Source organism: Paenibacillus amylolyticus (assembly GCF_050990605.1).
Taxonomy (GTDB): Bacteria; Bacillota; Bacilli; order Paenibacillales; family Paenibacillaceae; genus Paenibacillus; species Paenibacillus amylolyticus_H.
Genome location: NZ_CP158832.1, coordinates 4,224,554 through 4,245,153, shown reverse-complemented (window position 1 = coordinate 4,245,153; position 20,600 = coordinate 4,224,554). Strand labels below are relative to the sequence as shown.

Below are 20,600 nucleotides of genomic sequence, written 5' to 3'. Positions count from 1 at the left end.
ATGCCTTTATCTGGACCAAAAGATGAGCCTGTGGTACTGAATCTTGATTCGTGGTCAAAGCTTACTTTGGTAGAGCAGAAGGTGCTTGGTGCAATTTTTCACAAACATGCTGGTCAGCCTTTTTCCTCCCTCCTGCCGCGAGAACAGTGGGCCATCGAAGGACTAAGTGTCGCAGAAGCCAAATCTTCATTCGCTAACCTTAGGCAGCAAAGATGGATTGAATCTGTATATAAGAGTTGGGGAGAGCGATTATTCTATATTCCTGCTTTGCTGATGGAGACATTGACGATTGCTTACGTACAAAGAGTGGGCATAATCGTTGAACAAATGGCACAGCATGCTCATGTACTACAGGAAGGAAAGCCCGACATTGCTGGGGAGCTACTTCATCTGGTCGCGTGGATCGGAAGAGAAGGACTTCCTTTGACAGGTAAAGGTACGATACATAAGAGAACGGTTCAAAAATTAAGTGTGGTCACAGTGTTATCTTCGACAGACTTTGAAGGTCTGGGAATCCAATATGAACATTCGGATGTGTATCCGACCCACGTAGCGATTCTTATCGATCTACTACTTAGTTTGAATCTGGTTGAGAAGTCGGATGGCCAAATTCAGATTGCAGACCATCGATTACAACAATGGTTGAAGCTCTCATGGAGCCAGATGCATCGGGAGATATATCAAGCGTGCATGGAAAGGTACGGAGACGCTGAACCGGCGTTGCAGCATTTCCGTTATCAATTGGCAGTGTTTGCTCCAGAAAAAAACATATGGTGCCATATAGAGAATTCGGAATTGAAACCACGGGTCAGAGGCTGGCTCAGCGCACTGGCTGGTTGGGGTTATGGCGACGTCGGAGTAAATCAGTCAGGAGATCTGGAATTCCGTTGGCTGATCGAACCGCATAGCCTGTTATATAAGGATCAAGAGATGGTAACTGAAACGGAGCCGTGTGGATTTTACATGCAGCCAGATTTCGAAATGTTGGTACCGCCGGAAGCAAGGCCTGATGTGATCTGGATGCTGGAGCAATGCGCAGAACGGGTGACGCGTGATCAAATGTCCATCTACCGCATGACAAAAGAACGATTCCTTTTGGGCATAGCCAGAGGGTATGGGTTACATGAAATGATGGAGTTTCTGGATCAATATGCCCTGACAGGCATACCGGAGAATGTACGTATTGTGTTGGAAGGTTGGGGGAAGGAGACGGATGCTGCACCGTTGAATGTAGAACGGAAGATGAAGGTAATGGAGGCAAGTACAGGCTCCACAGATGATTCGAAGTTATTAGAAAAAGAAGTGTTGGGCAGTGTACATTCTTCTTTCTACACACCCTATAATCAAGGTCTGGTTGATGTCCCTGCATCTCTGCGTGGATTGGAGCGTGATCATTCTGTAATGGAGAAGAAGTTTTCTCTATTGGGGTTTGAGGAGATACCGGAGACCTGGTACAGGGAGTGGCGTCGATATCATAGTTCAACCGCCCGACAGATTGCTGCCAAAGCCATCGAGTGGCAGACCAAGCTGGGGATACGGCAGGAAAATCGTACGCAATACCTCATTCCACATCAGGTAGAAGGTCATGAACAATGGACTTTAAGCGGTTGGTGCATGTTGGATTCAAGTGAACATACATCAAAGACAGAATGGCGTACATTCTCCCCATCGGAGTGGGATACAATGCGTCTTATCCTGCCAGATGATGTTCTAACCTGACTATTTCACGTGAATATCAGGTTGAAAGGCGAATTTTCGAGTTCACCCTATTTCTAATTGCAGGAAAAACTCTTCTTAACTATTCATGGATATGCTATGATGAGGTAGTCTACGTTAAGTAGAACTTTATATATAGATAGGATGAATATTTCATGAGCGTAGCGGAAATGAACACGGTCGATATGGCCCAAGTGTTAACGGGCGCATATGAACTGGGCGACATGATTAACCAATCTGCCGAAGTATCGGATTATTTATATTGGAAGCAGCAGGTCGAGACTACCCCTGAGATTCAGATGGGGATTCGGAAGCTGAATGCCAAGAAGGAATTGTTTGAAGAAACACAGCGTTTCGGTCATTTTCACCCGGATTATCATGCAGCAAAAGACCAGGTGAAGGCTTTGGAACAGGAGTTGGAAAATTTCGAGGCGGTAATTCGCTTCAAACAGGCAGAGAAGTCCCTGGATGATATGTTATTCCAGATGTCAGAGACCATTGCATTTGCCGTGTCAACGACCATTAAGGTACCGAGCAATGATCCGAATCCGAAGGGCGGCTGCGGTAGTGGTGGCAAGTGTGGTTGCAGTTAAGTAATCATTATAGAAGGGCGGGGTACGATGATGTTTGCGGAAAGGACAGGATTCATTATTTGGGTCAGTGATTTGAAGGCTGCCCGTAATCTCGAAAAATATGGCACCGTGCATTATATCTCCCGCCGTATGCATTATGTGGTCATGTATGTTAATGCAGAACGGGCAGAAGATACGATGAAAAATGTGAAGCGACTTTCCTATGTGCGCAAGATCGAACGTTCGTATCGTAATGAGATCAAAACCGAGTATGCCAGCAAAACGATGGACAAAACGAGCTTTTACGGAATATAGACGAGAAACTGGAGGGACCCTTTGGGGTCGCTCTTTTCTTGAATTATGCACAAATGGACTCTTATGAAAAAAAGTTAAACTTACGCCTTGAGGTTGCGGGACTAATGTTGTAATATATTTGGTAATAAATAGATAGAAAGTCCTATCTGGTGGAGAGTGATTCCCATGCGTGATAAGGTGATGCAACGTTGGAGCACCTACGAGCCGTTTTTCGTGGCTCTTGGAGACAAGAAAGTGGCCGACATCGTCATTACCCATCATGCCAAGATGCGGTATGCAGACCGTATTGAGCCTGCACGTAGTGATGATGACCATATTGCGGCGTGGTTATGGGAGTGTCTGAAGCAGGACCGTATAACACCATACTACCGTAATGAACAGGACGTCTACCTGATCGATGAGGATCTGGTGGTGGTCGCCGAATTTTCGGAACTTGAAGGAGAATATGATATTGCGGGCAACCCGTTGCACAAAATGATTGTAGTTACGTTTCTGGGACGTATGTCGGAGACCATTGAGTTGAGGGACCTGAAGTCATATTATTCATGGTTAAGACATTCAAGAAGAATGACGCTGGTCAAAAATAGCCGCAAGCATAAGTAAGCCTGAGTAGATCCAATATGTTGAAATCATAGATTCAAGTATTATCGCATGCAGACAAGCTGCATGCTTTTTTTGTTGCCAAGCGGGAAATCGGCTACAATGTAGAGAGTGTAATCGAAGAGGGGCGAAGATATGAATTTTCACCAATTGCATATTTTTTATACGGTAGCAGAGAAGGGCAGTTTCTCTGCTGCTGCACAAGCATTACATATGACTCAACCGGCAGTAACGATGCAGATTCAATCATTGGAGGATTATTTTGGCACCAAGTTACTGCATCGTTCCACCAAAAAAATAGAATTATCCGAGGCGGGCCGGACGTTATTACCTCATGCGAAACGGAGTGTAGAGCTGGTCAGACAGACGGATGAAGCGATGTCGGCGTTTACCCAGATGTTACAAGGCAGACTTCAGCTGGGAGCCAGTTTAACGATCGGTGAATATGTGCTTCCACGCATGCTCGGGCCATTTGCACTTCAATATCCGGATATTTCAATCGTCATGAAAGTGATGAATACAACGCAAATTATGGATGATATATTGAAGCACCAGCTTAATTTTGGTCTGATTGAAGCGCCAGTGCACCACCCGGACATGATTGTAGAGCCTGTCATGCAGGACGAGCTGAAACTGATTGTACCTGCCGGGCATGATCTGGCTAAGCGTAGCAAAGTGAATATTGAGGATGTCATGAATTATCCTTTTGTGCTGCGTGAGAAGGGCTCGGGTACTCGTCAGGTGATGGAAGACCAATTGCAAAAGAAAAAGATTGATCCGCAGGATATGAATGTTGTGATGGAACTTGGCAGTACAGGAGCGGTAAAATCGGCCGTAGAGGCAGGGGTAGGCATTACGATGTTATCTCCTTCTTCGGTGCAGCATGAACTGGCTCTGGGACTTGTTCATATTGTGGATATCCGCGGACTCGAATTCAAACGGCAGTTCTATGCCATCCATCTAAAATCTTCCTTGTTGCCCCTGTCAGCAGTCGCTTTCCTGAACTATCTTCGTCAGCAGGAGCAGCCTGAGCCGGAACATAAGACGGGGAAGGCATAATCGTTGGCACCATCAATGATAGATAAGATGTAATCACAAACCACTTTTGGAAAGAAAGGAGTTGCTGTACATGAATCAAAGCAAAGGACGCTGTGATCTGCATACCCATAGTCAGGCATCGGATGGAATGCAGCCGCCTGCTGATAATGTGAAACTTGCCAAACAAAAAGGGCTATCGGCGGTTGCCCTAACAGACCATGATACAGTTGCTGGTGTAGCGGAAGCACAGCAAGCGGGAAAAGAGTACGATATTGATGTTGTTGCTGGAGTGGAGATCAGCACTCGGGCTGGTGGAAAAGATGTTCATGTGCTCGGGTATTATGTGAATACGGAGGATGAGCAATTCCTGCAACGGTTGCGCGGATTACGAGAAGCGCGAGATGAGCGGAATCATCTGATTATAACCAAGTTGCAGGAACTCGGGCTTAATATAAGCTGGCAGGAGGTACTGGATGAGCTGGGACGACCGTTAGAGCCGGATGAGAGTATTGGCAGACCTCATATGGCCGATGTGCTGGTGAAGAAGGGATACGCTGTTGACATGCGGGATGCATTCGATCAGTATCTTGCTGAAGGCAAGCCAGGCTTCGTATCTGTACCCCGCGTTGCGCCAGAGGATGCGTGCGAGTGGATCAGAGCCGCAGGTGGGGCCGCTGTGATTGCCCATCCGGGTCTCTATAATGATGATGAATTGGTGCGACGTATCATCGAAGACTCTCGTCCAGATGGCCTTGAGGTGTTTCATTCGGACCATGGCCCGGATGAGGAACGCAGGTATGGTGAACTGGCCAAGGAATACGACCTCATTGAAACAGGTGGATCTGATTATCATGGCAAACGGCAAGGTATTGTTTTCCATGGAGATCTTGGTAGCAAGACCGTAACGGTTGATGTGTTGGAAAGGCTGAGGGCAGCTGCTTCACAGCAAAAAGTAGAGTAAGCGAGACGTTGCAACGCTCTATCTGACTATAATAAATTCTGTATTACTGGGATGCATTTTAAGTCAAAGTAGTAAAGGACATGCAAACATGATAGGGCTGAACCTTCATGTTTGCATGTCCTTTTTATTGTGCTCAAAAGAGTCTATGTGATCGAATAGTTGACCCAATCGCCACGTGTAGCTCCAAGACGATCGAATAATTTCTGTGCCCGTTCATTGGTCACTGCTGTGATCCAGGACATATAAGCACAGCCATGATCACGTGTATACTGCTGACAGTGTGCAAATAATTTTGCTTCTGCTTCGCCTTCTCTGAATGTTTCCGTAACAAATAGGTCATTCATGATGGCAAGACGTTCTGCTTTCATTGTGCTGTTTGTAAAGAACAGGGTGGCAAATCCGATAAGCTTCCCGTCCTCTTCTGCCACGAATTGAGCACCGATCTGCTGATTAAGCAGGTTGTTGATCAGAAGCTGGATGGATTGATCACCAGGCCAAGGGTTGTTGTAGAATCCCACCACATAGTCATGCATTAATGCCATCAGGGGTTTCAGATCATCAGGTTGCGTTTCTCTGATAAGTATGGTCATGGTACACTTCCTTTAACTATAAATTTTATTCATTACAATTGAATTATTATACATATAAATGAATTAATATTCAATGAGGAAGCTAAATAAGCCGAGCTTCACATATCATTGAAACAAGTAATGCAACGCAAAAATCCCCTGAACCGTTAATGGTCAGGGGATTCTGTCTTTGTTACTTTTACATCTATATAATTTGAACTAATCATTTACACGATAACGGAGAGGACAGAAAAAACCTGAAAAAGCGAAGCGTGCGCTTTTATCACCGGATTTTCCCTTGAGAAAAGGGAATCAAAAAATCTGGGGATAACAGCGATTGGAAGGTTATTCTGTCATCGTAGTCTGAGTGTAAATAATCTGTAATTTAACTTATATAGCCTTATCCATTTTTAATGGTGGATGGCAGACTCTTGATCAATTCATCATTTGGCGTGACAAACAAGGTCTTCTGATGATCATAGATGACAAAACCAGGCTTCGCACCACTTGGTTTGCGTACATGACGGATAAACGTGTAATCGACTGGCACACTGCTGGACTCCTTGGCTTGACTGAAGTATGCAGCAAGCTGTGCTGCTTCTTCCAATGTAGCTTCACCAAAGTCCGTACTGCGAATAACGACATGTGAACCTGGAATGTCTTTGGTGTGCAGCCAAGTGTCGTTGGAAGACGCGAGACGGTTCGTCACGTACTCGTTCTGCAGGTTGTTTTTGCCCACAAGAATATCAATTCCCTCCGAGGAAGTGAACTGGTGTACGGTCGGACGATCGCTTTTCTTCTTCTTTTTACCTTTTTTGTTACGGTCGCGAAGGTATCCTTGCTGAACAAGCTCATCCCGTATTTCCTCAATATCGTTCATCGATGCAATGGATAGCTGCTGTAACAGGTTATCAAGATAGTCAATTTCGTCCTTGGTTTTGCCAAGCTGCTCATGAATGACAGCCAAACTGTTTTTGTATTTGTTATACCGCTTGAAATAACGTTGTGCGTTGTCAGACGGTGTGAGCAGCGGATCAAGCTGAATGGTAATGTTGGCTTGGTCTTCATCATAGAAGTTCACAAGCTCCACGCTTTTGTCCCCTTTGTGGACCTGATGCAGAGAGGCAAACAACAACTCACCCCATAGTCTGAACTTGTCCGCATCATCCGCTTCCAGCAGATCCTTGTTCAGGTTGTCGAGCTTTTTGATGTTCTTGCTTCGCTCATTCTGCAGAAAACGGAGCAGATCACTTACTCTCTGTTTAACCGTGTCCCGTTCAGCCTTGTCTCCGTAATAATCTTCCATGCATTTGCTCATCGTGTCATAGGTTTTCTCCAACTCCTGAATGCTCTCAAGATGAACGGCCGAGAAAATCATTTTACCTTTGGCGTTCATTCCGGTTACAGGCGTGTAGAGTTGATCTCTCACAGGTCCCATCACGGCTTCAAAAGCGTTCCAGAGTGCGTCAGCCTCAACTCGGCTCTCACCCTCAATCACAGCCGGAGTGCTCACGGTGCCTTCAGCAGCAGTCCCACGGGCTGCAATCTCTCCCGCAATCAACGGGCTTAGACCGCTGAAGGAATTCACAAGCCAGCGTGATGCCTCGTCTTCAGTGGCATGATAGCTGTCCTCGAATGCTGCACGGCTTATTTCGAGCGGATTACTTTTATGTTGTTCGGGTGGGGAGGTGTAGGAGAAGCCGGGCATGATGACCCGGTAGCTGCTGATGGACGGAGTCACATGATGAATACCATCCAGAATCGTTCCTGTAATGGGATCAAGCAAAATAATATTACTGTGACGTCCCATCAATTCAATGATGATCCGTTTAACCGAAACATCCCCCAGTTCGTCGCGTTGGCGCACATCGATGTGGATGATACGTTCCATGCCAATCTGACGGATCTCCTCAATGATTGCACCTTCACAGTGCTTGCGGAGCAACATGCAGAACATGGGTGCTTCCGTAGGGTTAAGGAATGTCTTTTCCGTAAAATGCACACGCGGATATGTCGGGCTTGCCGAAACAAGCAATTTACTATTACCGCGCTGAGCACGCAGTGTGAGAACTACGTCATGGCCATTCGGCTGGTGGATCTTGCTGATACGTCCACCAATGCAGCCTTGCAGTTCATGAACAATGGCCCGTGTTACAATGCCGTCCAATGCCATTTTTTCCACTTCCTCTCTATCGAGCATCTGCATTTATCATGCCAAATGCTTCATCTATATAACTGAAACGTGCAACCAGGTATGTAAAAAAATAAGGACTGGCTGCAGATTCTTCGTTGCTTACCTTTTGAACGCTGAGAATGGTACTGCGCAGAACATCGCAGACTTTTATTTTAGCCTATTCTGTCCATCAGGGAAAGGATTCACCTTCCGGGTGCTAATCACAGACCTGTCCGAATACATATAGAGCAGGTAGTTTGTCCGGCATAGTGTACAGCCTGTCGACCAGCACGCCGGTGAAGCATGTGAGCTTATTTAGCTGATGAAATACAGACTGGGAGGGAAACTTGAAGCATGGAACATACCAAGTGGCATCAACTTAGTGATGAAGAGCTTCGTAACACTCTTGGCGTCAGCCCGCAGGAAGGATTGACGGATGAAGCTGTAGCAGAGAAGAGGAAAGTGGTCGGTTCGAATGAGCTGAGCGAGGGGAAACGCATATCTCCGATTACGTTGCTTTTGAATCAGTTCAAGGATTTTATGGTGCTGGTATTGATGGGAGCAACGTTGGTATCCGGATTGCTGGGTGAGTATCTCGACGCGGTAACGATTGTGGCTATTATCGTACTGAATGCGATTCTGGGATTTGTACAGGAATTCCGGGCTGAACGATCTCTTCGTGCATTGAAACAGTTGTCTGCACCTCTTGCCAAAGTGCTTCGATCGGGTCAGGAAGTACATCTTGCCGCCAAACAACTCGTACCCGGGGATATTGTCATGGTGGAGAGTGGTGACCGAATACCTGCTGATGTACGCTGGCTGGAAACGAACAGTCTGGATGTCGAGGAGTCGGCACTTACCGGGGAATCTGTCCCCGTAAGTAAACATTGCCTTCCGATTGCTGATGAGGATGTTCCGCTGGGTGATCAGAAGAATATTGGTTTTATGGGTACCATGGTCACTCGTGGTACAGCGAAAGGTGTGGTTATCCGTACGGGGATGGAGACGGAGATGGGCAAAATCGCCGATCTGATCCAGAATACGGAGGAACAGGAAACACCGTTACAGCACAGGCTGGAACAACTGGGCAAAATTCTGATTTTTGTCGCATTGGGATTAACCATTATGGTTGTCGTCGCCGGGATATTGCACGGACAACCAGCGGTCGGCATGTTTTTGGCAGGGGTCAGCCTCGCGGTTGCTGCCATACCGGAAGGTCTGCCGGCCATCGTAACCATTGCACTCGCACTAGGTGTACAGCGGATGATCAAACGTAAAGCCATTGTACGCAAACTGCCTTCTGTTGAAACCCTTGGTTGTGCATCCGTAATCTGTTCGGATAAGACTGGCACGCTCACCCAGAACAAGATGACGGTAACGGATGTGTGGCTGGAGGGACGCAGCATCAAGGTTACCGGGGATGGTTATGCACCTGAAGGGCAGATGCTGGAGAACGGTCGTACGGTGGAGTTGAAGAGTGATCAATCCCTACGCAGAATGCTCCAGATTAGCACACTTTGCAACAATGCGAGTATTGTGGAGACCGTTGCAAGCCAGATGGGGAACAAGAAAAAAGGCAAGGATACCAAAAAGGAAAGTAAGAAAAATACGAAAAAAGATGATCTCCAAGAAGAAACGGCCAAGGGAGAAAATGTATTTTGGGAGCTGAAGGGTGATCCGACGGAAGGGGCGCTCGTCACACTGTCCTCCAAAATGGGGCTTACCCCTGCTGGCCTCAAAGAGTTGTATGCCCGGGAGCAGGAGTTCCCGTTTGATTCAGAGCGCAAACGCATGTCGGTCCTGGTTCATCATCAGGGAGGCCGAATGATTTATACCAAAGGTGCACCGGATGTGTTGATCGGACACTGCAGCTATATTTTGTGGGAAGGCAAGGTTGTACCTTTCACTGGAACACTGCGGCAGAAAGTGATGGCAGCCAACGAGAGCATGGCCGGCGCGGCACTGCGTGTCCTCGGAATGGCCTATCGTGAAGTGCGTCCGGAAGAAAAAGTGGCTGACGAACACGCCGCCGAGAGTCAGCTTGTCTTCGTAGGACTTGCAGGTATGATAGATCCACCGCGTCGTGAAGTGCGAGATGCGATTGCAACATGCCGCAAGGCGGGGATACGAACTGTCATGATCACAGGTGATCATGGAACAACGGCAGAAGCCATTGCGCATCAGCTGGGTATTCTTCAACGCGGTGGTGCTTCTCTAAGTGGTCAGCAGCTGGCAGGCATGACGGACGAGCAACTGGATAAACAGGTGGAGGGCATCTATGTGTTCTCAAGGGTTTCTCCTGAACATAAGCTTCGCATCGTAAAATCGTTGCAGCGCAAAGGGCATGTCGTTGCCATGACGGGGGATGGAGTGAACGACGCTCCGGCGATTAAAGCGGCTGACATCGGAATCGCGATGGGCATTACAGGCACAGATGTGACGAAGGAAGCTTCGGCGCTCATTCTGAGTGATGACAACTTCTCAACGATCGTGGCTGCCATTGAAGAAGGTCGTAATATTTATGAGAACATTCGCAAGTTTATCCGTTATTTGCTGGCATCGAACGTGGGCGAAATATTAACAATGTTCTTTGCCATGATGATGGGCCTGCCGCTACCACTCGTGCCTATTCAGATTCTGTGGGTTAATCTCGTAACGGATGGTTTGCCTGCAATGGCGCTCGGGGTAGATCAGCCGGAAAAAGATTTGATGGAACACAAACCCCGTGGAGCCAAGGAAAATATTTTCGCCCGCAGACTGGGTTGGAAAATCGTCAGCCGGGGTGTATTGATTGGATTATGTACACTCGGAGCCTTCTGGCTTACCCTTCAGGCTGCACCGGATAATCCGGGTCAACTGATCAAGGCACAGTCTGTAGCTTTTGCTACACTCGTTTTGGCACAGCTTATTCATGTCTTTGACTGCCGTAGTTCGCGGTCGATCTTTCACCGGAATCCACTACAGAACAAATATCTGGTTCTTGCCGTTATTTCATCAGTTGTACTGATGCTGGTTGTCATGTACGTTGAACCGTTGCAGCCGATCTTCAAAACCGTACCGCTTGGTTTGCGTGAATGGGCGATCTGTATCGTTGCAGCGGGCATTCCAACGTTCCTTATGGGCGCAGGCAGCGTGTGGGGTGGTCGTCGTAACCGCCGTCGTATGGGTGGTTCTGGCCGCTTCGTACCGAAAAGTACAAAGTTTTCGGCATAAAATCAATACCTTTTCCTGACCTATTTCGTTATGCTATCCTCAAAATGATTCAAAGCGGCAGCTTTGGCATTTTGCAGGATAGCTTTTTTGTGTACATGTTGAATATGAATTTCTATGGTAATCCTGTAGAAGAGCAAGAATATAGCTTTGGCAGCAGACTGCCAAAAGGAGTGGGCAAGATGATGGAATTTACGAAAATGCATGGACTTGGTAACGATTTTATCGTTGTATTTGGTGAAAAGGAGCTTCCGGCAGATGCAGCAGAATTGGCTGTGAAATGGTGCAACCGTTTCTTTGGCATCGGTGCGGACGGCCTGGTTTATATACTGCCTTCGGAGAAGGCGGACTTTCAGATGCGTATCATGAATTCGGACGGTTCGGAAGCAGAACAGTGCGGGAATGCCATTCGCTGTGTATCCAAATATGTATACGATCATGGTCACGTGAACCAGGAGCAGATTACCATTGAAACGATTGGTGCAGGGGTACAGCCTGTGAGTCTCAACATTCGTGATGGTAAAGTGGAAACGGTTCGCGTGGATATGGGTGAGCCGATCCTGAACGGTCTTCAAGTGCCTACAACGGTGGATGCCAACCCAGTGGTTGATCACTATATTGAGGCGAATGGACATGCGTTCAAATTCACTGCCGTATCCATGGGTAACCCTCATGCGGTGATCTATGTAGATGACGCTGTGAATTTTGACCTCACAACCTGGGGCCCGCTTCTCGAAGTACATCCGATGTTCCCCAAAAAAATCAATGTGGAATTCGCCACAGTTCGTGACCGTGGATATGTGGACATGCGTGTATGGGAACGCGGAGCTGGTCCAACACTTGCTTGTGGAACCGGAGCTTGTGCGACACTGGTATCCTCTGTCCTGAATGGACATACAGATCGTACAGCAGTTATCAGCCTCAAGGGTGGGGATCTCCACATTGAGTGGAATGAAGATGATAATCATGTGTACATGACTGGCCCTGCTGAAGTTGTATTCAAGGGAATTACTTCATAATCAAGTGAACGGTGTAACACAAGAGGCCTGCGGGCCTCTTTTTTGTCAAAAAGGACAGGTCGTGTCTCCTGTACAGAGACATATTAGGGGCTGTATGGCAAGAAAGTCCATATGAGCTGGATACTCATCAAAAACCTGTGTTTTTCTTCGTTTTTTAGCGTTTTTTGTGTTACATTAGTATGTAAATGATCACAGCTAGGCGGGGGGAAATGGGATGAAGGCGGATTTGCGCAAAGTTATGCAGGAGCGGGTTCTCGTTGGAGATGGGGCCATGGGAACATTTCTGTACCAAATGGGGTTCCCGGTAGGGATTTCATATGAAGAATTAAACTTGATTTCACCTGAAGTGGTGGCGGATGTACATCGCCGTTATCGGGATGCAGGTACAGAGATATTTGAAACAAATACGTATTCTGCCAATTACGACAAGTTGTCCAAGTTCGGTCTGGAGTCCAAGGTGGAGGACGTGAACCGTGCCGGCGTACGCATTGCCAAAGAGGTAGCTGGAGATACCGGTTATGTACTTGGTGCAGTTGGTTCCATTCGAGGTGGCAAGCGGACGAATGTGTCAACGAGTGAACTGAAACGCTTTTATCAACAACAGATCTTTGCACTGCTTGATGAAGGCGTGGATGGCATTCTGCTTGAAACCTTCTATGATATCGAGGAAATGGATATTGCTCTTTTGCAAGCGCGCAAGCTGAGTGATCTGCCCGTGATTGGACAGTTCGCGGTAGAGGATGTAGGACACACACTGGACGGATATACAATGCCTGAAGCCTTCCGGATCATGCGGGAGCAGGGTGCGGACGTAATTGGTTTTAACTGTCGCTCAGGTCCAAACGGGATTATGCGTGCCATGGAAACCGTCTCCGGACGTATTGGTATTCCGATGTCTGTCTATCCGAATGCGGGTGCAGCAGATTATGTTGATGGTGAGTTCCGTTATGGTGCGACTCCGGAGTACTTTGGTCAGACGGCAGTGCAATTTGCCGAACTGGGTGCTCGTATTATCGGCGGTTGCTGTGGTACGACACCTGATCATATTACCGCTATGAAAGAGGCGCTTGCTGATTATGTGCCTTCGCCTATTTTGGAGCCTGATCCGTCAGAATCCAAACCGCGTATCGTGCTGCATGAAAATGTGGATGAGCGTTCCGGACGTGGAGGACAGCCTACGATTGTTGATCTGGTCAAGCAGCGTCACACGGTCATTGTTGAACTTGACCCGCCACGTGACTTGGACATTGCCAAGTTCATGAAAGGTGCCGAGACATTAAAAGCGGCAGGGGCCGATGCCCTGACACTGGCCGATAATTCTCTAGCAGTTACACGGATGAGCAATATGGCGCTGGGTCACCTCGTTCAGGATCGAACGGGCCTTCGTCCACTTGTGCACATTGCCTGCCGTGACCGGAATCTGATTGGAACACAGTCACACATGATGGGTTTTGATGCTTTGGGGATTAATCATGTACTGGCTGTAACAGGAGATCCTGCAAGGTTTGGTGATCTGCCGGGTTCAAGCTCAGTATACGATCTGACTTCTTTTGAAATCATACGCATGATCAAACAGTTGAACGATGGGGTTGCCTTCTCGGGTAAACCGCTGAAGCAGAAAGCTGGCTTTGTGATCGGAGCGGCATTTAATCCCAATGTGAAATATTTGGAGAAAGCTGTACAACGTCTGGAGAAGAAAATTGCCTCTGGGGCAGATTACATCATGACACAACCGATCTATGACCCTGAGTTGATTGTAGCAATGCACGAAGCGACCAAACATCTGGATGTGCCCATTTTTGTAGGTGTAATGCCGCTGGCGAGTGGACGGAATGCAGAGTATCTGCATAACGAAGTTCCCGGAATTCAGCTTTCGGATGAAGTGCGTTCCCGTATGGCAGGTCTGGAAGGCGAAGAGGGCCGTGCGATGGGGGTAAAAATTGCCAAGGAACTGCTGGACGTAGCAACAGCCCATTTCAAAGGCATCTATCTTATGACACCGTTTATGTTCTACGGCATGACGGCAGAACTGACTCAATACGTATGGGAGAAGTCGGAGCATCAATGTCCTACTTGTTTCAACCCTAATAATCAATTACAATAGTAAAACGGATGTGATGCCGATGTCATTCAGTATGACCGGATACGGTCAATCCGCCTTTCATTTTGGCGGCTATAAGGTACAATTAGAGATCAAATCTGTTAATCATCGTTATTGCGAAGTGATGATGCGTCTGCCAAGAGAGTGGACGTATTATGAAGACGGTTTGAGGAAGATCGTACAGGGCCGTTTGAAACGTGGGCGGATTGATGTTTATGTAATGAAAGAAAAAGAGGAAGACCAGGCTCTTCCCGCTGTTCTGAATGAACAGACGGTCAGGGCCTATCTGCAGGCTGCAGAGCAACTGGAAACCCAATATGGAATGCAGGGCAAACCAAGTATTGTGGATATGCTTGGACTGCCGGACGTCATGGTTCATTCGGATGGGACAAGTTCCATACCCGAAGAGCGGAAGGACGAATGGGAGCGAGTTCTGCAGGAAGGATTGAAAGAGGCTCTGTCCAGCCTTGAACAGATGCGCGCTCGCGAGGGTCTTCATCTGGCCAGTGATCTGGAACGGCGGATTACCCGTCTGGAGTCACTGCATACCGAGATGCTCGATCTTGCACCGACTGTGGTAATTGATTACCGCAACAAGCTAAGACAGAGGCTTACGGAAATGCAGGAAGAAGGCTCTTTCCCTTTTGATGAGCATAAATTGGGTATGGAAATTGCAATGTTTGCCGATCGTTCTAACATAGAAGAGGAGCTTACGCGTCTACAGAGTCACTTTGGACAGAGCAGGGAACTGCTGAAGAGTGATGAGCCCGTAGGTCGTAAGTTGGACTTTCTAATTCAAGAGATGAATCGGGAAGTCAATACGATTGGATCAAAAGCCAACCATTTGGCTCTGGTGAATCGTGTTGTCGAGATGAAGGCGGAGCTGGAGAAGATTCGTGAGCAAGCTGCGAATATCGAATGAACGGCCAAATTTCGGCAAAAGAGTCGCATGTATAGGGGGAAGAACCTGATTATGGCAATCAAACTCATTAACATTGGATTCGGTAACATCGTATCGGCGAACCGGATTATATCCATCGTGAGTCCGGAATCGGCGCCGATCAAGAGAATTATACAAGAGGCAAGAGATCGTCACATGCTGATTGATGCAACGTACGGAAGACGTACTCGTGCCGTAATTATTACGGATAGCGATCATGTCATTTTGTCTGCAGTTCAGCCTGAGACGGTCGCCCATCGTCTTTCTTCGAAAGATGATGATAACGACGAATAAAATGGAGTGTAATATGTCTAAGGGATTACTGGTAGTGTTGTCCGGCCCATCTGGGGTCGGGAAGGGTACGGTATGCAGCGCTTTGCGCAAACGGGTGCCGGAATTGATCTATTCCGTATCGGCGACAACCCGTCAGCCTCGTCTTGGTGAAGAACATGGTGTGAACTATTTCTTCAGAAGTCATGAAGAGTTCCAGAACATGATTGCTGAAGATCAATTGTTGGAACATGCGGAGTATGTTGGTAATTATTACGGAACACCGCGTGATTTTGTGGAGAAAACGATTAACGAAGGCCGCGACATCATTCTGGAGATTGAGGTTCAAGGCGCGTTAAAAGTGAAAGAAAAATTCCCGGAAGGGATCTTTGTTTTCCTGCTTCCTCCTTCTTTGGACGAGCTGAAAGATCGCATTCAGGGCCGTGGTACCGAAAGCCAAGCAACCATTGATCACCGGATGTCCGTGGCGGTTGATGAGATCAGTCTGCTGGAGCAGTATGATTACGCTGTTGTGAATGATGAAATTGATTTGGCGTGCAAGAGAATAGAAAGCATCATAATCGCCGAACATTGTAAGATCAATAAATAATCCCTTTTGCCGCTGCAGAATGCGATATAAGTGGGACAGTTGTCATATCATGTACTGAAGCGCTCCTTCTGGGAATGCTCGGATGTGAAGACATGCCACATCATTCTGTCAGGCGGCAACTTGCGATTATACTAATGCGAAGAGGTGTTTGTTAATATGCTGTATCCTTCTATTGATGAAATGATGAACAAAGTCGACAGCAAGTATTCCCTTGTTGTTGCTGCTTCCCGCCGGGCTAGACAGCTACGTGAAGGTGAAAAAACGGATTTAAGAGGTGCGAGATCCCATAAACAAGTTGGCGTTGCACTGGAAGAAATCTATGGAGACCTGCTCGTTGTCATCAAAGGACAGGACGAAGAAGAAGAGTAAGCCGCCTGCGGCTGCTCTTCAACTGCATACGGCGCAAGCCGGATTAATTGACAACCGCGAGGTTGTTATTTTTTTACCAGAATCAATTTCATAAATCACTAAAAATGGATTTTTGTAACTAGATATAGACAAATTGAGTCGTTTTGATCTATATCTAGCCTTGATTGAAGCAGCTAAAGGTATTATGAAATTTGATTCACGAATAAGCATATTTTAACGGAATCTTATTTAGACGTCGTATAAATATCGGGGGAAATAAACATGTTGAACGGTAAAAAAATCGTGCTTGGTGTGACAGGCGGCATAGCCGCTTACAAAGCGGCAACATTATGCAGTAGACTGGTGCAAAAGGGAGCCGATGTTCATGTGATTATGACAGCTTCCGCTACACAGTTTATTACCGAATTGACGCTGCAAACGTTGACCCGAAACACCGTATATACCGATACATTTGATGAGCGTGAGCCAGCAGTCGTATCCCACATTCATCTGGCTGATCTGGCTGATCTGGTTCTGGTTGCTCCGGCTACAGCGAATGTGATTGCCAAGATGGCGCATGGCATGGCAGATGATATGCTCTCAACGACGCTGCTTGCCACTACAGCCCCTGTCATGATTGCTCCTGCGATGAATGTACATATGTATGATCATCCGGCTGTAAAGCATAATATGAACCTGCTGGTTGAACGGGGTGCCATGATGATTGAACCTGGTGAAGGTCTGCTTGCGTGTGGATATGTGGGCAAGGGACGTCTGGAAGAACCGGAGAGTATTGTGGATGTGGTGGAACGTTTCTTTGAACAGCGCGAGTCTGCAGACCGCAGCCGGCAGGGACAAGCTGCATTGTTACAAGGCAAGAAGGTTGTCGTTACGGCTGGAGGTACGATTGAGCGCATTGACCCCGTACGATACATTACGAACGATTCATCTGGCAAAATGGGATTTGCCATAGCTGCAGCTGCGCGTGATCTGGGGGCCAATGTGAAATTGGTTATGGGTAATACCCAAGCCAAACCACCGGAGAACATTGAGTTGATCCCTGTACAGTCTGCACAGGATATGTATGAAGCCGTAACACGCGAGTGGGACGATGCTGATATCGTGGTTAAGGCGGCGGCAGTTGCCGATTATCGTCCAAAGGAAGTTTATACCGAGAAGATCAAGAAGAAAGGCGACACGCTGTCGCTCGAACTTATTAAAAATATAGATATTCTTGAAACGCTGGGCAAACAGAAGACTCATCAGTTTTTGATTGGTTTTGCTGCGGAGACTCAGTCCGTTGAGATGTATGCACGTGAGAAATTGGAACGGAAAAACTGTGATCTGATCGTAGCCAATGACGTAACCCACACGGGTGCAGGATTTGGAACAGACACCAACGCGGTACATATCTATGACCGGGAAGGTTTGGTGGAGGAGCTTCCAGTGATGGCCAAGGACGATGTGGCTCATCGGTTGCTCCGGATTGCGGCGGAGCGCATTGCCGGGAGGAATTAGGATATGGAGATTGCCAAGGTCATAGTCGATGTTCCCGTGAAGGAAACAGACCGGCCGTTTGATTACCTGGTACCTGAATCGATGAGGGAATGGATCGAGATTGGCAGCCGGGTGGGTGTACCTTTTGGTCATCGGACGGTGCAGGGATTCGTAATTGATCTTGTGCCGCGTACTGGAGAGGAAACATTCAAGCTTAAGCAGATTCAGGAGTTGCTGGACATTGTTCCCCCATTGTCAAAGGATTTGGTCGAGTTGGCCGAGTGGATGAGTGGGCGTTATGCCAGTAACCGGATTTTGTCATTGCAGGTGATGGTGCCGACCGCATTGAAAGGGAAAGCTGAGCGATACATCTCGCTGGGAGATGCACTTGATGGACAGATGGCGGGTGCACAACCGGATGATGAGGTGTTATTTGTTTGGGGAGAAGAGTCTACGAACGAGAAAGTGCAGCAGGACATCATCCGTTTTGTCAAAAGTCGGGGTCAGGTACCGCTGCAACAATTGAGTCGGAAATATCCCAATCATGCTGCACTAATTAAGAAATTATTGCTTGGTGGTGTACTGCTGGAAAGTCAGGCCATCAAGGACAAGCTGAATAAAAAAACGATGAAGTCTGTTGATCTGGCTGTAGATGTGGCTGCTGCTCAGGAAGCACTTGCATCATTCCCGGCGAAAGCACAGCGGCAGAAGGAGATTTTGGCTTTCCTGCTGGAAATGAAAGAACTGTTGCCTATGCCGATGAAAGAAGTGTTATCTACCCTGCAGGTATCAGCGGCGACGATGAAGGGTCTTGAGGAAAAGGGATTGATCGTCACCGAGGACGTGGAGGTCTTTCGTGATCCTTATCAGGGCAGGAAGTTCAAAGCGACTGAACCGCTGGTTCTGACCGATGAGCAAAAGCATGTCTACAACAATATCAATGGCCGATTGCAGGAACAACGCCACGGGGTCTTTTTGCTACATGGTGTTACGGGAAGTGGCAAAACGGAAGTCTATCTTCAAACCATTCAACGATGCATTGAGCAGGATCGGCAGGCGATCGTGCTTGTGCCTGAGATCGCACTGACACCACAGATGGTAGAACGTTTTAAAGGGCGGTTCGGCAATCAGGTTGCTGTCATGCACAGTCGCCTGTCTGGCGGTGAACGTTATGATGAATGGCGCAAGATTCGTGAGGGTCAGGTGAAGGTGGCAATTGGGGCGCGTTCAGCCGTATTTGCTCCATTCAGTCGGCTTGGGTTGATCATTATGGATGAGGAACACGAGACTTCCTACAAACAGGAGGAAACGCCGAAATATCATGCCCGGGATGTGGCGGTAAAAAGAGCACAGCAGCATCAGGCCGTAGTTGTTCTGGGTTCAGCTACACCATCGCTGGAAAGTTACTATGCGGCACGCTCGCAGAGCAACGACGATTTTGCACCACTCTTGCTGGAGATGCCAACGCGGGCATTGGGCAACAAGCTGCCCGAAGTGCGAATCGTTGACATGCGCGAAGAGTTGAAGGATGGTAACCGCTCCATGTTCAGCAGGGCTTTGCACAAAGGGCTGGAGGAGCGCCTGGAGCGTGGTGAACAGACGGTGCTTCTGCTGAATCGCCGTGGATATTCGACCTTTGTCATGTGCCGCAGTTGTGGATATGTAGCAGGTTGTCCCGAATGTGATATTTCACTGACGTACCATCAACGCTCCAATAATCTCCGTTGTCATTACTGCGGGTATGCGCAAGCCGCTCCGGAAGTGTGCCCGGATTGTGGAAGTGAGCATATTCGATATTTTGGTACAGGTACACAGCGAGTCGAGGAAGAGCTTGCCAAGCTCTTTCCGGGTATTCGGGTCATTCGGATGGATGTGGATACAACAACGGAAAAAGGGGCGCACGAGAAGCTGCTGAAACAGTTTCGTGAGAAAAAGGCGGATGTATTGCTGGGCACCCAGATGGTTGCGAAGGGACTTGATTTTCCGGATGTAACCCTGGTTGGTGTGATAACAGCGGATTCAGCGTTGAATTTACCTGATTTCCGTGCTGCGGAAAAAACGTTTCAGTTACTAACACAGGTAGCTGGCCGAGCTGGTCGGCACCAATTGCCTGGTGAGGTGTTTGTTCAGTCATATACGCCGGAGCACTACTCTATTGGCCATGCGGGTAAGCATGACTATGTATCGTTTGTACGTGAGGAACTGTTGCATCGTCGTAATTTGCAATATCCGCCATACTGTCGCCTGATTCTGGTGACCTTTTCGCATGAGCAGCTTCCGGTATTGATTCGTCTTGCCGAGAACTACACGCGAATACTAAAAGAGAAGGCTAATGCGGCCGGATGGCTCGGCAGTCTGGATCGATTCAGCAATGATGCCTTTGATGTTTTGGGGCCGGTAGCGTCCCCGATTCCCCGGATCAAGAATAGATACAGATTCCAATGTATGATAAAATGGCGGGGGGATGTAGACGCCATAGGACTCGCTCTGGCAACAGCCCGACGCATGGACGATGATGTTCAGGCGCAAAAATTGCTTATTAGTCTGGATGTAGACCCGCAAATGTTAATGTAAGCATTTTGCAGTGATGCGGATGTAAACAAGCGGTATAAACATAGATTAAAATGAATACCCAAAAATACAGAATATCGTCCTGAAATT

17 protein-coding genes are annotated in these 20,600 nt (G+C 47.7%); 15 read left to right on the top strand and 2 right to left on the bottom strand.

All coding sequences use genetic code 11. From position 1 onward, the window contains the following. From ABTV53_RS18865 to ABTV53_RS18840, 6 genes are all read left to right on the top strand, one after another. Nucleotides 1–1,719: a hypothetical protein gene (locus ABTV53_RS18865; RefSeq protein ID WP_433745234.1), complete on the top strand. Its 1,719-nt coding sequence runs from the start codon at nucleotides 1–3 to the stop codon at nucleotides 1,717–1,719. A 152-nt stretch (nucleotides 1,720–1,871) separates the two neighbouring features. Continuing rightward, entirely contained in the window at nucleotides 1,872–2,309 is a 438-nt protein-coding gene (locus ABTV53_RS18860) for a YlbF family regulator (protein ID WP_036614642.1), read from the top strand. 30 nt (nucleotides 2,310–2,339) lie between these two features. After that, the gene (locus tag ABTV53_RS18855) at nucleotides 2,340–2,603 is read left to right on the top strand and encodes a YlbG family protein (protein ID WP_095290540.1); all 264 of its coding nucleotides are present in this window, start codon (nucleotides 2,340–2,342) and stop codon (nucleotides 2,601–2,603) included. A 165-nt stretch (nucleotides 2,604–2,768) separates the two neighbouring features. After that, the gene (locus ABTV53_RS18850; protein WP_017687436.1) at nucleotides 2,769–3,206 is read left to right on the top strand and encodes a hypothetical protein; all 438 of its coding nucleotides are present in this window, start codon (nucleotides 2,769–2,771) and stop codon (nucleotides 3,204–3,206) included. 132 nt (nucleotides 3,207–3,338) lie between these two features. Further along, complete coding sequence (locus ABTV53_RS18845) at nucleotides 3,339–4,262, top strand: selenium metabolism-associated LysR family transcriptional regulator (RefSeq protein WP_433745231.1); 924 nt, start codon at nucleotides 3,339–3,341, stop codon at nucleotides 4,260–4,262. Nucleotides 4,263–4,332: 70 nt separating this feature from the next. Then, a complete protein-coding gene (locus tag ABTV53_RS18840) occupies nucleotides 4,333–5,202 on the top strand; it encodes a PHP domain-containing protein (protein WP_433745228.1) in 870 nt (289 codons plus the stop codon). Between the two features lie 143 nt (nucleotides 5,203–5,345). Here the strand turns inward: ABTV53_RS18840 and ABTV53_RS18835 are convergent, their stop codons facing one another. Together ABTV53_RS18835 and ABTV53_RS18830 are read right to left on the bottom strand one after the other, a co-directional pair. Continuing rightward, nucleotides 5,346–5,792, bottom strand: a complete 447-nt coding sequence (locus ABTV53_RS18835) for an N-acetyltransferase family protein (protein WP_433745225.1) — start codon at nucleotides 5,790–5,792, stop codon at nucleotides 5,346–5,348. A gap of 379 nt (nucleotides 5,793–6,171) precedes the next feature. Then, on the bottom strand, nucleotides 6,172–7,944 hold the full coding sequence (locus ABTV53_RS18830; protein ID WP_433745222.1) for an Rqc2 family fibronectin-binding protein: 1,773 nt from the start codon (nucleotides 7,942–7,944) through the stop codon (nucleotides 6,172–6,174). Between the two features lie 354 nt (nucleotides 7,945–8,298). On the opposite strand from ABTV53_RS18830, the gene ABTV53_RS18825 reads away from it, so the two are divergent. The 9 genes from ABTV53_RS18825 (at nucleotide 8,299) to priA (ending at nucleotide 20,513) form a co-directional block, all read left to right on the top strand. Beyond that, nucleotides 8,299–11,157 (top strand): calcium-translocating P-type ATPase, SERCA-type, encoded by a 2,859-nt coding sequence (locus tag ABTV53_RS18825; RefSeq protein ID WP_433745219.1) that lies wholly within the window; start codon nucleotides 8,299–8,301, stop codon nucleotides 11,155–11,157. Nucleotides 11,158–11,339: 182 nt separating this feature from the next. Beyond that, on the top strand, nucleotides 11,340–12,173 hold the full coding sequence (dapF, locus tag ABTV53_RS18820) for a diaminopimelate epimerase (protein WP_433754279.1): 834 nt from the start codon (nucleotides 11,340–11,342) through the stop codon (nucleotides 12,171–12,173). Between the two features lie 214 nt (nucleotides 12,174–12,387). Further along, complete coding sequence (locus ABTV53_RS18815; RefSeq protein WP_433745216.1) at nucleotides 12,388–14,277, top strand: bifunctional homocysteine S-methyltransferase/methylenetetrahydrofolate reductase; 1,890 nt, start codon at nucleotides 12,388–12,390, stop codon at nucleotides 14,275–14,277. Between the two features lie 19 nt (nucleotides 14,278–14,296). Then, the gene (locus tag ABTV53_RS18810; protein ID WP_433745213.1) at nucleotides 14,297–15,196 is read left to right on the top strand and encodes a YicC/YloC family endoribonuclease; all 900 of its coding nucleotides are present in this window, start codon (nucleotides 14,297–14,299) and stop codon (nucleotides 15,194–15,196) included. Between the two features lie 51 nt (nucleotides 15,197–15,247). Continuing rightward, nucleotides 15,248–15,508, top strand: a complete 261-nt coding sequence (gene remA, locus ABTV53_RS18805) for an extracellular matrix/biofilm regulator RemA (RefSeq protein ID WP_006209218.1) — start codon at nucleotides 15,248–15,250, stop codon at nucleotides 15,506–15,508. Nucleotides 15,509–15,521: 13 nt separating this feature from the next. Next, nucleotides 15,522–16,094 (top strand): guanylate kinase, encoded by a 573-nt coding sequence (gene gmk / locus ABTV53_RS18800; RefSeq protein ID WP_017687445.1) that lies wholly within the window; start codon nucleotides 15,522–15,524, stop codon nucleotides 16,092–16,094. Between the two features lie 156 nt (nucleotides 16,095–16,250). Further along, nucleotides 16,251–16,463 carry a DNA-directed RNA polymerase subunit omega gene (rpoZ, locus tag ABTV53_RS18795; protein WP_036614619.1) on the top strand — a complete coding sequence of 71 codons (213 nt, stop codon included), beginning with the start codon at nucleotides 16,251–16,253 and terminating at the stop codon, nucleotides 16,461–16,463. Between the two features lie 261 nt (nucleotides 16,464–16,724). Further along, nucleotides 16,725–17,960, top strand: a complete 1,236-nt coding sequence (gene coaBC, locus ABTV53_RS18790; protein WP_433745209.1) for a bifunctional phosphopantothenoylcysteine decarboxylase/phosphopantothenate--cysteine ligase CoaBC — start codon at nucleotides 16,725–16,727, stop codon at nucleotides 17,958–17,960. Nucleotides 17,961–17,963: 3 nt separating this feature from the next. Further along, entirely contained in the window at nucleotides 17,964–20,513 is a 2,550-nt protein-coding gene (gene priA / locus ABTV53_RS18785) for a primosomal protein N' (protein ID WP_433745206.1), read from the top strand. Nucleotides 20,514–20,600 lie beyond the last annotated feature (87 nt).